This window comes from Rhizobium subbaraonis, from assembly GCF_900220975.1.
In the GTDB taxonomy this organism is placed as follows: Bacteria; Pseudomonadota; Alphaproteobacteria; order Rhizobiales; family Rhizobiaceae; genus Mycoplana; species Mycoplana subbaraonis.
In genome coordinates, this window is the sequence record NZ_OBQD01000009.1 from 190071 (window position 1) to 206043 (window position 15973).

General features: G+C 64.8%; 14 protein-coding genes. 8 read left to right on the forward strand and 6 right to left on the reverse strand.

What is annotated here, in order from left to right; genetic code table 11:
* Positions 1-173 precede the first annotated feature (173 nt).
* Entirely contained in the window at positions 174-3869 is a 3696-nt protein-coding gene (locus CRO48_RS15590) for a PAS-domain containing protein (RefSeq protein WP_097140780.1), read from the forward strand.
* Between the two features lie 90 nt (positions 3870-3959).
* Here the strand turns inward: CRO48_RS15590 and mnmD are convergent, their stop codons facing one another.
* Complete coding sequence (gene mnmD / locus CRO48_RS15595) at positions 3960-4613, reverse strand: tRNA (5-methylaminomethyl-2-thiouridine)(34)-methyltransferase MnmD (protein WP_245423537.1); 654 nt, start codon at positions 4611-4613, stop codon at positions 3960-3962.
* A 91-nt stretch (positions 4614-4704) separates the two neighbouring features.
* Between mnmD and CRO48_RS15600 the strand changes: the two genes are divergently transcribed.
* Entirely contained in the window at positions 4705-5883 is a 1179-nt protein-coding gene (locus tag CRO48_RS15600; RefSeq protein ID WP_097140782.1) for an NAD(P)/FAD-dependent oxidoreductase, read from the forward strand.
* Between the two features lie 9 nt (positions 5884-5892).
* Here CRO48_RS15600 and CRO48_RS15605 read toward each other — a convergent pair whose 3' ends face one another.
* Positions 5893-6267, reverse strand: a complete 375-nt coding sequence (locus CRO48_RS15605) for a PRC-barrel domain-containing protein (RefSeq protein WP_097140783.1) — start codon at positions 6265-6267, stop codon at positions 5893-5895.
* Positions 6268-6387: 120 nt separating this feature from the next.
* Between CRO48_RS15605 and puuE the strand changes: the two genes are divergently transcribed.
* The 4 genes from puuE to uraH are packed head-to-tail and all read left to right on the forward strand — an operon-like array spanning position 6388 to position 8702.
* The gene (gene puuE, locus CRO48_RS15610) at positions 6388-7317 is read left to right on the forward strand and encodes an allantoinase PuuE (RefSeq protein ID WP_097140784.1); all 930 of its coding nucleotides are present in this window, start codon (positions 6388-6390) and stop codon (positions 7315-7317) included.
* Positions 7314-7817: a 2-oxo-4-hydroxy-4-carboxy-5-ureidoimidazoline decarboxylase gene (gene uraD / locus CRO48_RS15615; protein ID WP_097140785.1), complete on the forward strand. Its 504-nt coding sequence runs from the start codon at positions 7314-7316 to the stop codon at positions 7815-7817. The genes puuE and uraD overlap by 4 nt, the downstream gene beginning before the upstream one ends.
* Positions 7810-8343, forward strand: coding sequence for an ureidoglycolate lyase (locus CRO48_RS15620; RefSeq protein WP_407071931.1), 534 nt, complete (start codon positions 7810-7812; stop codon positions 8341-8343). The genes uraD and CRO48_RS15620 overlap by 8 nt, the downstream gene beginning before the upstream one ends.
* The gene (gene uraH / locus CRO48_RS15625; RefSeq protein WP_097140786.1) at positions 8340-8702 is read left to right on the forward strand and encodes a hydroxyisourate hydrolase; all 363 of its coding nucleotides are present in this window, start codon (positions 8340-8342) and stop codon (positions 8700-8702) included. Before CRO48_RS15620 ends, uraH begins: the two co-directional genes overlap by 4 nt.
* A 7-nt stretch (positions 8703-8709) precedes the next feature.
* Here the strand turns inward: uraH and guaD are convergent, their stop codons facing one another.
* From guaD to CRO48_RS15640, 3 genes are all read right to left on the reverse strand, one after another.
* Positions 8710-10017 carry a guanine deaminase gene (gene guaD / locus CRO48_RS15630; protein WP_097140787.1) on the reverse strand — a complete coding sequence of 436 codons (1308 nt, stop codon included), beginning with the start codon at positions 10015-10017 and terminating at the stop codon, positions 8710-8712.
* Entirely contained in the window at positions 10014-11255 is a 1242-nt protein-coding gene (gene puuD / locus CRO48_RS15635) for a urate hydroxylase PuuD (protein WP_097140788.1), read from the reverse strand. The genes guaD and puuD overlap by 4 nt, the downstream gene beginning before the upstream one ends.
* Positions 11256-11617: 362 nt before the next feature.
* Positions 11618-12514 (reverse strand): LysR substrate-binding domain-containing protein, encoded by an 897-nt coding sequence (locus CRO48_RS15640; RefSeq protein WP_097140789.1) that lies wholly within the window; start codon positions 12512-12514, stop codon positions 11618-11620.
* A 103-nt stretch (positions 12515-12617) separates the two neighbouring features.
* Here CRO48_RS15640 and CRO48_RS15645 point away from each other — a divergent pair, with 103 nt between their 5' ends.
* Both CRO48_RS15645 and CRO48_RS15650 read left to right on the forward strand, forming a co-directional pair.
* A complete protein-coding gene (locus CRO48_RS15645; protein WP_097140790.1) occupies positions 12618-12830 on the forward strand; it encodes a hypothetical protein in 213 nt (70 codons plus the stop codon).
* A gap of 112 nt (positions 12831-12942) precedes the next feature.
* Positions 12943-13239, forward strand: a complete 297-nt coding sequence (locus tag CRO48_RS15650; RefSeq protein ID WP_097140791.1) for a PRC-barrel domain-containing protein — start codon at positions 12943-12945, stop codon at positions 13237-13239.
* Positions 13240-13401: 162 nt separating this feature from the next.
* Here CRO48_RS15650 and xdhB read toward each other — a convergent pair whose 3' ends face one another.
* Entirely contained in the window at positions 13402-15738 is a 2337-nt protein-coding gene (gene xdhB, locus CRO48_RS15655; protein ID WP_097140792.1) for a xanthine dehydrogenase molybdopterin binding subunit, read from the reverse strand.
* Between the last annotated feature and the right edge of the window lie 235 nt (positions 15739-15973).

Here is a 15973-nt window from a genome sequence, read left to right on the forward strand (position 1 = left end):
CATTTGCGACACGCTGCATGTTGCACCGATTTGTCCGCGAGAACGACAATTAATGGCTGTAGCGATGCAACCAAGCGGCGTAGGGCAATATTTTCTTAACCATCTGTTCAAAACCTGCGTGCTAATCGCGGAACTGGGATTTTCTCATCCGTCCACATGCGGGAAACGCCGGCGTGCCTGAAGTCCGTGACGATCTGCTCTTTGCTGCATGCGACCTGATCCGGGCGCAGAAGTCGCCTGCCTACATCAAAGGCAGCGAGATGCGCTATCTCGCCGTCAACGCGGCCTTCTGCGAGCTGTTCGGCATGCCGGAGGACGCTTTCATCGGCCGGCGGGGCGACGAGCTCGGCGAAGTGGACGGACACGAGGACAGGAACGAGCACGAGCGGCGCTGTCTGGTGTTCGGCAGCGACGAGACGGCGCGGTACGATCATGCGCCGAGCGGATCGTCGTTCCTGATATCGATGCGGCGGCAGAAGCTTTCGCCGGAGCTTTCCATTCTTGTCGGTGCCTTCGTGCCGGCGATGACCTCGCTCGCCAACAGCATCGACGTGCTGGCGCAGGGCGCGGGCATCGCGTTTGCGGGAGGAGCGGCGGAGACAGGGGAGCCGGGGCCGCCGTCCGGTTCGGCGAGCCTCATTGCCAGTGACGATCCAGCTTCGGCAGAGCACCTTCTGGACGCGATCGGGACGGGTGTCGCGGTCTATGCGCGCTCCGGCCGGCTGAAACACGCAAACCAGGTGATGCGCGCGTTCTACCTGGCGTTGCTGGGCGATGTGCCGAACGCGGACATCACCCTCGAGGGCGTGCTCGAAGCCATCCATGACGTTGAGACGCCCGACGCGGATCCGGACAGCAAGCGGGCCTGGATCAGCGAACGGCTCGCGGAATACGAACTGCCGCTGTTCGAACGGGTCAGCCGGACGATCGCCGGCGGCTGGATGCGGCTTGTGACGCAGCGGCGGCCGGACGGCACGCTGGTGGCGCTGCGTTCCGACGTCACCGTCTCCAAGGAGAACGAGGGGCGGCTGCGCCAGCAGGCTCAGGAGATCAGCCTCTACCGGGCGTTGCTGGAGGAGCTGCCTGTTGCGACCTACGTGCGGGATGAAAACCAGCGGATGCTTTTCGCCAACAAGGCGTTTCTGGAGCTGACCGGGACGACGTCGGCAGACGTCGTCGGCAAGACGCCGCGCGAGAGCTTTCCCTCTCAGGGAGAGATGTTCTTCGCGCGCAACCAGCGGGTGCTCGACAGCGGGGAGCTTACGGAAGCGGAAACGGAATATTTCCACGCCGGAGGTGAGGTCATCCCGACGATTACGCGCAGCTACCGCGTGATCTCGGCGGACAATCGCAAATACCTCATCGGCTCGCTCACCGATACGTCACTGCTCAAGCGGCGCGAGAAGCAGTTGATCGAAGCGCGGCAGCAGGCCGAAGCCATCAAGTCGGATCTGGAGAGCGTCGTGGCGGCCCTGCATGTGGGGATCGTCGTCGTGGACGAAGAATCTCGCATCGAGCTGGTGAACGGCGCTTTCGAAGCGCTCTGGGACAACAGGCTGCCGCCGCTTCGCGGCCGGCCGCTCGGCGAACTGCTGCAGTTCAAGCGCGGGCAGGGCGAGATCGTCGAGGCGCAGGAACTTTACTGCGATGCCGACCATGGGGCCTGGCTGGCACGCGTACGGGATGGCAGCTTTCCGACACGGGAGGTCAGCTACGCCAACGGCCGGACGCTGATCGAATCCGGCCAGCCCATATCCGGCGCGCGCTGCCTGCTGACCTATATCGACATCACGGAGCGGCGCGAGCGCGAGCGCGAGGTGCTGGAAACACGCAGCGCCCTGGAAGATGTCGGGCGTCTCGTCCGGGATGCGATGTCGGCCATGAGCCAGGGCCTGCTGATCATCGACAAGGGTCGCGTCGAGCTTGCCAGCGAGGCGCTGTTTTCCATGGTGCATATCCCGGCACACCTCATGCAGCCGGGCGCCTCGGTGGAAGCGCTGGTGGCGGAAGGCACACGGCGTGGAATATTCGGCTTTGCCGGCGAAAAACGGGTGGATGCGGCCGAATTCCTGGATGTTCTGCTGGGAGGACAGCAATCCTCCATCACGCTGAAAAACGATCGCGGCATGTGGCTTCAGCTCGAAGCGCGCCCGACGGAACACGGCCGCATCGTCATCGTGTTTTCGGACATTACCGCGCTGAAGGAGCGCGAGGACGAACTGCGCCGCCTCGTGGTCCGAGCCGAAACTGCCGACAGGGCGAAGTCGGAATTCCTGGCGAACATGAGCCACGAGATCCGCACGCCGATGAACGGCGTCCTCGGCATGGCCGAGTTGCTTGCGAAGTCGGACCTCGATACGCGCCAGAAGGCATTCATCGACATCATGGTGAAGTCGGGCAATTCACTCCTGACCATCATCAACGACATCCTCGACTTCTCCAAGATCGATGCGGGCCAGATGGGACTGCGCAAGGCGCCGTTCAATCCGGTGGAAGCCGTCGAGGACGTTGCGACCCTGCTTGCGGCGAAGGCTGCGGAGAAGGACATCGAACTCGTCGTGCACGGCGCGGCCGACGTGCCCTCGGCTGTTCTCGGCGACGCCGGCCGCTTCCGCCAGATCGTGACCAATCTCGTCGGCAACGCCGTCAAATTCACCGACCACGGGCATGTGCGTATCGATCTCGATACACAGGAAACGACCGGTGGTGACGTCGTCGTGACGTTGCGGGTCGAGGATACCGGCGTCGGAATCCCCGAGGACAAGCTCGCCTCCGTCTTCGAGAAGTTCTCGCAGGTCGATTCGTCATCAACCCGCCGTCATGAGGGAACCGGGCTCGGGCTTGCGATCACCAATGGTCTCGTGGCCCTCTTCGGCGGCACGCTTTCGGCTGAAAGCACCGTCGGCGCGGGCTCGGTCTTCACGGTGACCCTTCCGTTCTCCGTGGAGCAGGCGGCCATGTCCAGCCTCGCCGTTCCCTTCAACATTCGCGGCGCGCGGGTTCTGGTCGCGGATCGAAGCGAGGCGACCCGCTCGGTTGCGCGCCGGCTTCTCAGCGACTGGGGTTTCGACGTTACGGCGGTCGGAAACGCCGAAGAGGCGCTCGCGCTGCTCTCCGCCACCGCTGCCATCGGCGTGACGGTGGAGGCGATCATCGTCGACAAGAACATTCGCGCCGAGGCCGGCGCAAGCCTGATCGAGGCGATCCGGCGGGAGTTTCCGGAGACGGCGCTGATCGCGCTTTCGGCGCTCGGCGCACCGGCCTCACACGGGGGCATCGATGCGCTGGAAGCCGACGCCCATCTGATGAAACCCCTGCGCGCCGGCATCCTGCGTGACACGGTCTGCGAGGTCGTCCGATCGCGCCGCCAGCAAAGGACTAGGGAACGGCACCCGGCGAGCGGAACGGTGGTCAGCCTTCAGGCGCCATCCCCCGGACAGGGTTCCGTCCCTGCGCAGGTTACGCTGGACGTGCTCGTGGCGGAAGACAACGACGTCAACCAGCTCCTGTTCCGCCATCTGCTCGAAGGGGCGGGTGTGACGTTCGAGATCGTCGCGAACGGCTCAATGGCCGTCGACACCTACCGCCGGCGCAAGCCGCGCCTGATCCTGATGGACGTGTCGATGCCGGTGATGAACGGCTATCAGGCAGCAAAGGCGATCAGGGCGCTCGAGGAGGGCGGCGATGTGCGCGTACCGATCGTGGCGGTGACAGCACATGTCCTCGACGGTGACCGCGAAAACTGCCTCGCCGCCGGCATGGACGATTATCTGACGAAGCCGATCAGCGTCGACCGGCTGCAGGAAATGCTGCATCGCTGGCTGGAGAGCGACAAGGATGCAGTCGCGAAGCGCTCGACGCTGCACTGACGAGGCGTGCGTCGGTACCGGCCGGCGGGGCTGCCGGCGAACGCATTTTTGACGTCGCCTGCGCCGCCTCTTGCTGCATCTGTTGCCCTGTCAGGAGCGAATGCCGCACAGCATCTCGCGCTTTCCGGCAAAGCCCGGCCGCCGTTCCACCGAAAATCCGGCGCCGGCGAGGTTTCGCCGAACGAAACCTGCCGCCGCATAAGTGGCGAAGGTGCCGCCCTGCCTGGTGTGCGCGAAGACCTGCGCCATGAGGTCGGCCGACCACATGTCGGGGTTTCTGGACGGGGCGAAGCCATCGAGATACCAGGCATCGAACGACAGGCTACACTCGGAAAGCCGCTCGAAGGCGGGGCCGCAGACGACGGTCAGTCGCGTCGCAGGGTCAAGGGCGAGGTCTATGTTGCCGATACCGTCGGGCACGCCGGGCCAGAGCCTGCACAACGCTTGCCGCTCGGCGTCGATCTCGGGCCAGTGGGAGAGCGCGCGGTCGATCGCCGCACGCGGCAGGGGGAAGCGCTCGAAGGAGACGAAGCGCAGCTCCCCGGAAGTACCTTCCGCCCGCCACCGCCGCCAGGTCTCGCAGAAATTGAGGCCGGTGCCGAAGCCGAGTTCGCCAATCGTGAACGCGCGCCCTTCTGTCCAGCGCCCCGGCAGGCCGTTGCCCTCGTGGAACACGTGCGCGCATTCGAGCCTGCCGTCGGTGCGGCAATAAAAGTGGTCGCCATAGGCTTGTGAATAGGGCATATCGCCCTCATGCCAATCCAACGCGAGGTCTTGGGCCAGATCGGCAGTCGAGCCGGTCGCCGCGGGGGCGATTTCAGGAGCATTGTCAGCCATGCCGTCAGTGGATAGTCGCGCAAGCCTTATCGGTCAATCGCGACCCGACGTGCTGGTGGTCGGCGCGGGGATCATGGGCTTGTGGGCGGCGCTCATGGCGGCGCGCGCTGGGCTTTCGGTCGCCGTGGCCGAGCGCAGCGGCATCGGTGCGGGCGCCAGCGGCGGCCTGCTCGGGGCGCTGATGCCGCATCTGCCGGATCGGTGGAACGACAAGAAGCAGTTCCAGTTTCAGGCGCTCGTCTCCCTGGAGGACGAGATTGCGGCGCTGGAGGCGCAAACCGGCCTTTCCGCAGGCTACCGTCGCAGCGGCCGGCTGATCCCGCTTGCTGCCGCTCATCAGAGAGACCGGGCGCTGCGGCATGCGGACGACGCGGCGACCGCATGGAACTGCGACGGCAAGAGGTTCTCCTTCGATGTTCTGGACGTGCCGCCGTTTTCCGCATGGCCGGGCGCGGCGATCGCCGAAAGCGGCGTTGCCTTCGATCGCCTTGCCGCCCGTGTCTCGCCGCGCAAGTTGCTGGCGCTACTCGGCAAAGCGCTCGACGATAGTCCCCATGTCCGTGTTTTCCCCGGAGCGGACGTCGTCACGATCGACCCGGTAGCGCGTGTGGCGCGTACTAGTGTCGGGGACGAAATCGCCTTCGGCCATGTCATCGTATCGGCAGGCGTGGGCAGCTTCAAATTCCTGCACGACCTCGTCCCTGTGGAGGGCAGACCGGTCGGTGTCGCCGTGAAGGGGCAGGCGGCACTCTTCCATGGGGATATCGACCCGGCGCTGCCGATCCTCTTCGACAGCGGCATCTATGTGGTGCCGCATGAGGCGGGATACTGCGCGGTCGGCAGCACCAGCGAGGACCGGTTTGACTACGCTGAAACGACCGATGCCTTGCTGGATGGGGTGATCGAGAGAGCGTTTGCCCTGGCACCTGTTCTTCGCCGCGCCACGCTGATCGAGCGCTGGGCGGGCTTGCGACCGAAGGCGATCGGGCGGGACCCGATGGCCGGGGGGCATCCGGACTTTGGCGCAGTGAGCCTGCTGACCGGCGGCTTCAAGATCAGCTTCGGGGTTGCGCACGAACTGGCACGTGCAGTCGTCACGCAGATCAACGGCGGCAGCCTTGGGCTACCGCCGTCATTTGAGGTCGCCACGCATCTGGAGGCTGCGCGGCGACGCTGATCCGGACGGTTACATCCAGTACGGCGGAACGCCGTAATAGTCATGAATGAGCTTGCCGTTGCGGCGGTCCCACTCGTAGTCGGCGCCGCTGTCGTAGTGCGGTGCGGCCTCTACCTGGTCCTTGGTCACATCGACGCGGTAGCCGCCGAGGCTTTCGTCGTAGCTGAGCTTGCTCCAGGGCAGCGGATAATGGTCGCTGCCGATGCCGAGGAACCCGCCGAAGCTGAGTACGGCATAGGAAACATGGCCGCTGCGCTTGTCGAGGATGAGACGCTCGATTGCGCCGATGTGCTTGCCGTCGGCCCCATAGACGGACGTTCCCTCGACCTTGTCGCTGGCGATGAGGGCTTCGGTTTCCCTGATGTTTGCGTCCTGCGGAATCATCTATCTACTCCCTTGGTTGTTCGGAAATGAGAACGCGCCGCACCTCATCTTGTTCCGGATTCCTTCTCGACATTCCTGCGTCGGATGCTACCGTCCGGCAAACATCCGAGGATCAATGGCATGACCACTACGACCTATCCCCGCGATCTTGTCGGCTACGGCCGCACGCCTCCGAACCCGCTTTGGCCGGGCGATGCCCGCATCGCCGTGCAGTTCGTGGTGAACTATGAAGAGGGCGGAGAAAGCTGCATCCTCGATGGCGATCCGGCCTCGGAATGCCTGCTTTCGGAGATCGTCGGCGCGCAGGCGTGGCCGGGGCAGCGCAACCTCAACATGGAATCGATTTACGAGTACGGTTCGCGTGCCGGGTTCTGGCGGCTGTGGCGACTGTTTACCAGCCGCAACGTGCCCGTCACCGTCTACGGCGTGACGCTGGCGATGGCCCGCAATCCGGAAGCCGTGGCGGCAATGAAGGAGGCTGGTTGGGAGATCGCCAGCCATGGATATCGCTGGCTGGAATACAAGGATTTCTCCGAAGAGGTCGAGCGCCAGCATATCCGCGATGCGGTGCGGCTTCACACCGAACTGACCGGATCGCATCCGCTTGGCATGTACCAGGGCAAGCCTTCGGCGAATACCCTGCGGCTGGTGATGGAGGAGGGCGGCTTCGTCTATTCCTCCGACAGCTATGCCGACGACCTGCCCTACTGGGTGAAGGGGCTGAAGGACGAGCCGTTCCTCATCATTCCCTATACGCTCGAGACGAACGACATGCGCTTCGCCACGCCGCAGGGCTTCAACAGCGGCGACCAGTTCTTCACCTACCTGAAGGACGCCTTCGACGTGCTCTACGAGGAAGGCCGGGAGGGGAGCCCGAAGATGCTGAACGTCGGCCTGCATTGCCGCCTCGTCGGCAGGCCCGGGCGCGCAGCCGCACTTGCCCGTTTCGTCGACTATGTCCAGTCGCACGAGAAGGTCTGGGTGCCGCGTCGCATCGACATCGCCCGCCACTGGCACGAGCACCACAAGCCGAAGGCGGGCGAACCATGACGCGGCAGGAATTCGTCGACCGGTTCGGCGGGGTCTTCGAGCACTCGCCCTTTGTCGCCGAGCGCGCTTTCGACAACGGGTCGATCCAAGAACCCTTGACGGCCCGCGACGTGCACACGGCCATGGCCGCGCAATTTCGTGCCGCATCCGGCGAGGAGCAACTGGGCGTGCTGCGCGCCCATCCCGACCTTGCCGGGAAGCTCGCCATTGCGGGCGAACTGACCGAGGACAGCCGCCGGGAGCAGGCAGGGGCGGGGCTCGACCGGCTGAGCCCGCAGGAGCATGCCCGCTTCACGGCGCTGAACGCGGACTATGTCGCAAAATTCGGCTTTCCCTTCATCATCGCCGTGAAGGGCCTGACGAAGGACGACATCCTCGCCGCCTTTGAGCGCCGTATCGCCAACAGTCGCGACGAGGAGTTCAAGACTGCGACGGCGCAGGTGGAGCGGATCGCACTGTTGCGGCTGACCGCGCTTTTGCCGGGAGACGAAAATGGCTGAGGTGGACACGTCCGGGGAGGTGGCTGCCGTGCTCAAGGTCCGTCCGCTGACCAGGGAGGCCTTCGCGCCCTTCGGCACGGTGATCGAGCCCGATCCCTCGACCATGCGGCTGATCAATGGCGGCAATACCGAGCGCTATCATGCGCTTGCCGAAGCCGAGGCTGGAGGGGACGATGCCTGCGTGATTATCAACATCTTCCGCGGCAGCCCGCGGGCCTTTCCCTACGCCGTCACCATGATGGAGCGCCATCCCTTCGGCAGCCAGAGCTTCTCGCCGATCGACGATCGGCCATGGCTGGTGGTGGTCGCAAGGGACGAGGGAGGACGGCCCGGCGTGCCGCAGGTGTTCCTCGCAGGCGGTCGCCAGGGGGTGAACTATCGCCGCAACGTCTGGCACCATCCGCTGATGACGGTGGGGGAGACGAGCGACTTTCTCGTCGTCGACCGCAGCGGCGGCGGCACCAATCTCGAGGAATTCTTCTACGATCAGCCCTTCATCATCGACAGACCGGAGACCAGCGCATGACCAAGCCCGGAAGATTGACCACGCATGTGCTGGATACCGCGCTCGGCAAGCCGGCCGAGGGGCTGACGATCGAGCTTTTCTGGCTGGAGAACGGCCAGCGGCAATGGATCAGCACGGTCAAGACAAACGCCGACGGGCGCGTCGACCAGCCGCTGCTCGAGGGCGTAGGGTTCATGGCCGGAACGTATGAACTCGTGTTCCATGCCGGCGATTACCTTCGCCGGAGTGCGGCCGAACTGCCTGATCCGGCCTTCCTCGACGTCATCCCCCTGCGTTTCGGGGTCGCCGACGCATCGGCGCACTATCACGTGCCGCTGCTGCTCTCTCCCTACGGCTATTCGACCTACCGGGGCAGTTGAGGCGCTTCTAGAGCGCGGCTTTCATCGCCTTGCCTGCTACATAGGTTTCACGTACCGCGCGGTCGTCGCCGAGCGTCTGCAGCAGGAAGAGCTCGTCGGCGAGCGAACGGACGACTTCCATCCTGAGCGCCATCGCCGGGGTGGCGGCGGCGTCGAGGACGACGAGGTCGGCGTCGGTGCCGGGCGCAAGCGTGCCGATCCGGTCGGACAGCGACACGGCCTCCGCGTTCCCGAGCGTCATGTGGTAGAAGCTCTCGAACGGGTTCAGGCGCTCGCCGAGCAACTGTTGGATCTTGTAGGTCTCGTCGAGCGTCTTCAGCATTGAATAGCTGGTGCCGCCGCCGACGTCTGTGGCAAGGCCGACCCGCACCGGCTTCTCTCGGCGAGACAGCGCCTTCAGCGGGAACAGGCCGGAGCCCAGGAAGAGGTTGGACGTCGGGCAGTGAATGGCGACCGCGCCGGCCTCGCTCATCGCATCCGCCTCGCGCTCCGAAAGATGGATGCAGTGGCCGAACAGGCTTTTCGGCCCAAGCAGGCCGTAGCGGGCGTAGACGTCGGTATAGTCGACTGCTTCCGGATAGAGTTCGGCGGTGAAGCGGATTTCCTCGTGGTTCTCCGACAGGTGCGTCTGGATGTGCAGGTCGGGAAACTCGCGGGCGAGCGTCGCCGTCATCTCCATCTGCGCCGGGGTGGAGGTGATGGCGAATCGGGGGGTGATGGCGACGTGGTTGCGGCCCTTGCCATGCCATTCCGCGATCACCGCGCGGGTCTCGTCATAGCCCATCTGTGGTGTGTCGAGCAGACCCTGCGGTGCGTTGCGGTCCATCATCACCTTGCCGCCGATCATGCACATGCCGCGCTTCAGCGCCTCGGTGAAATACGCGTCGGCGGAAGCCTTGTGCACGGAGCAATAGGCGGCGGCGGTGGTGGTGCCGTGACGCAGCATTTCGTCGTAGAAGTGGCGGGCGATCCGTGCCGCATGCTCCGGCTCGACGAAGCGGCACTCCTCGGGGAACGTATAGGTGTTCAGCCATTCCAGCAGGTTGGCGGCATAGGCGCCGATCACCTGCATCTGCGGAAAATGCACATGGGTGTCGATGAAGCCCGGCATGATGAGGAAGGGTCGATGGTCGATCTCGTCCACATCGGAGGGGGCGTTTGCCAGTACGTCGGCATAGGCGCCAGCGGCGGCGATGCGGCCGTTCTCGATCAGCAGGCCGCCGTCGTCCTCGTAAGCGTAGCTGTCCCTGTCGTCGATGCTCTCCGGCCTGCGGACAAAGCCCAGCAGGCGGCCACGTAGCAGCGTTGCCGTCATCGCGTGTTTCCTTCCGAGACCGCGCTCTCGTACCAGGCGGTCAGCAGTTGCCGTTCCTCCGGCGTGACACCGGTGAGGTTGCCGGGTGGCATGGCATGGCTGCGGGCCGCCTGCAAATAAATTTCGCGGGCGTGGCGCGCGATCGCCGCGTCATCGTCGAGCACCACGTCTTTCGGTGCGGCGTGCAGGCCTTCCCAGACGGGTTCGGCGGCATGGCACATGCTGCAACGGCTCATGATCACGTCGCGGGCGGCAGGGAAATGCACGTCTGCTGCGAATTTCTGGAAGACCGGAGCCGGGGTGGCGTTTGCCGTCTCGCCGGTCAGCACCTTGGGCACGGTGGAAAGCCAGATGATCAGGATGAACAGGATCGCAGTGGCAAGCCAGGTCCAGGTCGGCCGGCCCTTTCTGGCATGGGTGGTGTTGAACCAGTGGCGGATGGTGACGCCCATCAGGAAGACCAGCGCCGCGATGATCCAGTTGAACGCCGTCGCAAAGGCCAGCGGATAGTGGTTGGACAGCATGAAGAAGATGACGGGCAGCGTCAGGTAGTTGTTGTGCAGCGAGCGCTGCTTGGCGATGACGCCGTATTTCGGGTCCGGTGTGCGCCCGGCGATCAGGTCGGCGACGACGATCTTCTGGTTGGGGATGATGATGAAGAAGACATTGGCCGACATGATGGTGGCGGTAAAGGCCCCCAGATGCAGGAAGGCGGCGCGGCCGGTGAAGACCTGCGTGTAGCCCCAGGCCATGGCAACGAGCAGGATATAGAGCAGGATCATCAGGCCCCAGGTGTTCCTGCCGAGCGGAGACTTGCAGAGCAGGTCGTAGAGGATCCAGCCTGCCCCCAGGGAGGCGAGCGAGATCAGGATCGCCGTCGTTGCGGAGACGTCGAGCACCTGGCGGTCGATCAGGAACAGCTCGGCGCCGCCGTAATAGACCAGACAGAGCATGGCGAAGCCGGAAAGCCAGGTGGCGTAGCTCTCCCATTTGAACCAGGTGAGGTGCTCGGGCATGGTAGCCGGCGCCACCAGGTATTTCTGGATATGGTAGAAGCCGCCGCCGTGGACCTGCCATTCCTCGCCATAGGCGCCGGGCGGCAGGTGCGGCCGTTTCACCAGCCCAAGGTCGAGGGCGATGAAATAGAAGGATGATCCGATCCAGGCGATCGCCGTGATCACATGCAGCCAGCGCACGGCAAAGGCTATCCACTCCCAGGCGATGGCGTATTCGTACATGTATGACCCCTCTTGTTTCCCCGCACCTTGCGAAAAAATCGCGGGCGAGGGAAGAGGACCCTGCGCAGTTCCCACCGCGGTGTTGCAAGCGAAGAACCCCTCCCTGCAAGGGGGAGGACTAATATAACCTGGCCGGGCCGCCGGCGTTCCGCCGGCGCTCTCCCATTCGTCATGCCGGGCGTGATCCCGCATCCAGCGCGCGCAAAAGGTTTCTTTCGTGCCGCGGACGCGGCGCGGCTGGATCCCGGCTCGGGGGCCGGGATGACGGAAGAAGAGGGTCGCCACGCGTCTCTTGTGGGAGGATGGCCGGCAGGCCAGAGGGGGTATTACAGGCGAGGGCTCGGTCCTTGACCCTCGCCGCTTCAGTCGACGAAGGTCGGCAGCTCGGAGCGAAGCCAATTGCGAAACAGCTTGATCTTGGGCACGTTGCGCCGGCTCTCGGGATAGACCAGCCAATGGGCCTTTCCATCTGTGCAGGCGATGTCGAACGGCTGGCAGAGCCGCCCGAGCGCGACCTCTTGGGCATAGAACTCCGGATTGAGCATGGCGATGCCGTGGCCGCCCATGACCGTGTCGGCTTCCAGCGTCTGCGTGCCGAGATAGGTGTGCGGCCGGTCGCCGAGATCGACATCGGGCACACCGGCCTTGGCAAACCACAGGGCCCACCAAGGGTCAGTGGGGTCGAAGATCGGCAGCTTCAGCAGGTCTTCCGGCTTTTCGATGCCGCCGACGCTGTCTGCCAGCTTCGGGCTCATCATCGGCGTGAAGGTCAGCTCCATCAAACGGTGGCAGGCGAGGCCCGGCCAGTTCCCGTCGCCGTAGCGGATGGCGACATCCACGGCCTCGCGGGAGAAATCGACAAGGCGCTGGTCCGTCAGGAGGCGCACGGCGACTGCCGGGTTCTGCAGATGGAAGGAGCCGAGATGCGGCGCCAGCCATTTCGAGGCGATCGTGTAGGTCGCGGAGATCACCAGCGTGCCCTCGGCATCCTCGAGCACCGAGGCGAAGGCGTCACCGAGGATGGCGAAGGCTTCGGCGACCTTCGGCGCCAGCCGCTGGCCTACCTCCGTCAGCACGACCTGACGTGGCCGGCGCAGGAACAACGGCTCGCCGATCAGATCCTCCAGCAGCTTGATCTGGTAGCTGACGGCCGTCTGCGTCATGCCAAGTTCCTCGCCGGCGCGGGTAAAGCTCGCATGTCGGGCGGCCGCGTCGAAGACGCGCATCGCATTCAACGGAAACTGCCGGGCCATCTTCATGGATAAGCTCTCTTGATGCATGCAGACGAAGGTTCGATTGGAATTCGAGCACTTCGGGGCGCACACTGCAAGCAAGTTCAACAGCCGCCCATGAGGTGTCGTTATGACCTGCCCCGATCTCGCCCGCGAACCTGCCTCCACCCGAAACCCGCTGCCTGCACCGTTCGACTGGTGGGTGCGCGCGATCGTGGATGCGCTGATGCCCTCGCTCGGCACGCGTGTTCCCTGTCTCGATCTGGAGACGATGCCGGATCACCTGAAGCGCGACATCGGACTGCTCGACGGGCGTGATCGGTATCGCGACGAAAGCTATTGAGCCTGGCAGGGGGGCGCTGCTCTCCCGACGCCAGCCACTTCGTCTTCCGGCGTTGGAACAATCGGCCCCGCGCATGGTTAGGGCGGTGCATCCAACATGGAGGATCAGAAAAATGGATCACACCCAACACGTTCGACTTGGCGTTGCGGAACTGACGCCCGAAATACTCGAAGGCGCGACGATCTACGGAGCCGACGACCACAAGGTCGGCAAGCTGGACCATGTCCATGGCACGGGCGCATCAGGTACAGCGATCATCGATGTTGGCGGTTTCCTGGGAATCGGTGCGAAGCCGGTGGCGGTTCCGCTCAGCGATCTCGAATTCATGCGCGACGAGGACGGCGAAGTCCACGCCGTCACAAGCTGGACGAAGGACCAGCTCAAGGAGATGCCTGAGCATCACCACTGAGCCGGAGCATCGCCACTGAACTGAATGGACAGACTGGACTGAATAACCGGACAGAATGCGCAGAGCCCGGCCATAGCGCCGGGCTCTTTTCCGCGCGAAATCTGCCTCCGTCACCTTGGCTGAACCCTCAGCCTGCGCGTGGCGAGTGCGCGCGCCGCGCCCTCAAATCCCCCGCAACCGCTCCACCGCCATCAGCACCCGTTCGGGCGTCGCCGGTGCATCCAGCTTCGGGCAGTGCCGGTACTCGGCCACGCTTGCCACCGCCATTGACAGCGCCTCCAGCACCGAAATCGCCAGCATGAAGGGCGGTTCGCCGACGGCCTTGGAGCGGCCGATGGTGGGTTCTGCGTTTTCCGACCATTCGGCGAGGCGGACGTTGAAGACCTTCGGACGGTCGGAGGCGAGCGGGATCTTGTAGGTGGAGGGGGCGTGGGTGCGCAGCCGGCCCTTGTCGTCCCACCAGAGCTCCTCCGTTGTCAGCCAGCCCATGCCCTGCACGAAGGCGCCTTCGACCTGGCCCTTGTCGATCGCAGGGTTCAGCGAGCGGCCGACGTCGTGGAGGACATCGACGCGGTCGACCTGGTATTCGCCGGTCAGCGTGTCGATCGAGACCTCGGAGACGGCAGCACCATAGGCGAAATAGTAGAAGGGCGAGCCCATGCCCTTCGCCCGATCCCAGTGGATCTTCGGCGTCTTGTAGAAGCCGGTGGCGGAAAGCTGGACGCGGGCCATGTAGGCCTGCCTGATGAAATCGGCGAAGGGGACCAGCGTCTCGCCGATGCGCACGTGATGCGGCACGAAGGCGACGTCGTCCGGCGACACATCCCACTTTTCGGCGGCAAACGCCACGAGCCGCTCCTTGATCTGCCGCGCGGCATCGTAGGCAGCCATGCCGTTCAGGTCCGAGCCGGAGGAGGCGGCGGTGGCCGAGGTGTTCGGCACCTTCGCCGTCGTTGTCGCGGTGATCTTCACCGTTGCGATGTCCACCTGGAAGGCGTCGGCCAGCACCTGCGCCACCTTGGTGAACAGGCCCTGGCCCATCTCGGTGCCGCCGTGGTTCAGGTGGATAGAGCCGTCCTGGTAGACATGCACCAAGGCGCCTGCCTGATTGTACCAGGTGGCGGTGAACGAGATGCCGAACTTGACCGGCGTCAGCGCGATGCCCTTGCGGATGACACGGCTTTTGGCGTTGAAGTCGAGGATCGCCTGTCGTCGCGCCTGATAGTCCGAAGTCTGCTCCAGCTCGTCGACGATGCGATGGACGATGTTGTCCTCGACCGGCTGGTGATAGGGCGTCAGAACGCGGTCTGAGCCTGGCTCGCCGTAGAAATTGCGCTTGCGGATCTCCAGCGGGTCCTTGCCGAGCGCATAGGCGATCTCCTCGACGATCCGTTCGCCGCCGACCATCCCCTGTGGTCCGCCGAAGCCGCGGAAGGCGGTGTTGGAGACCGTGTTCGTCTTCAGCGGCTGCGAAGTCAGCCGCACGTCGGGATAGAAATAGGCGTTGTCGGCATGGAACAGGGCGCGGTCGGTCACGGGACCCGAAAGATCGGAGGAGAAGCCGCAGCGGGCGGCATAATTCGCCTCGACTGCCAGGATACGCCCGTCGTCGTCGAAGCCGGCCTCGTAGGCGACCAGGAAGTCGTGCCGCTTGCCGGTCGTCGTCATGTCCTCGTCGCGGTCGGGACGGAATTTCACCGCGCGCTTCAGCCTCTTTGCGGCGATCGCGGCGATGGCGGCGAACTGGTTCGACTGCGTCTCCTTGCCGCCGAAGCCGCCGCCCATGCGGCGCACCTGCACGGTCACCGCATTGGACGGAACGCCCAGCGCATGGCCGACCATGTGCTGCACCTCGCTCGGATGCTGGGTGGAGGACCACACGGTGACCTCATCATCCTCGCCCGGGATGGCAAGCGCGATATGGCCCTCGAGATAGAAATGGTCCTGGCCGCCGATGCGCATTTCGCCCGAGATGGTGCGGGGTGAGGCGGCAAGGGCCGCATCGGCATCGCCGCGCGACAAGGTCAGCGGATCCGTGACGAGCGTTGCGCCGTTTGCGATTGTATCCGTCACGTCCGTCCGGTGCGGCAGGTCGCGGTATTCGATCTTCGCCAGCCTTGCTGCCCTTCGCGCCGCCTCGCGGCTTTCGGCGATCACGGCGAAGACCGGCTGGCCGTGGAATTCGACCCTTCCTTCCGCCAGCACCGGTTCGTCATGGCGCCCGGTCGGGCTGATGTCGTTGTGGCCGGGCACGTCGGCGCCGGTCATCACCCAGACGACGCCGGGTGCCGCGCGGACGGCGGATAGGTCCATCGAGACGATTTCGGCATGCGCCCGGTCGCTCATGCCGAGCGCTGCATGCAGCGTTCCCTCGGGCTCGGGCATGTCGTCGATATAGTCGGCGCTGCCCGCCACGTGCTTGTGGGCGCTGTCGTGGCGGAGCGGGGCGTGCATCGGAGCGGAGATGGTCTTGCGCTCCTCGAAGGCGGACTTATCCATCAGCGTTCACCTCCGGCTCTTTCATCCCATCGGCGCACCTGCGGGGACGATGCCTGCGACGGCCACCGGGCTGGCTGGGTTCCTATCAAGCTGCCCCTCATCCGCCTGCCGGCCCCTTCTCCCCGCAAGCGGGGCGAAGGGGGCTGGGCGAAACGGCTGCATCCCCTTCTCCCTGCCTGCTGGGAGAGGGCTGGGGTCAAGGGCAGTCGTGGGGGCAAAGTGAAGCAGGTTGACG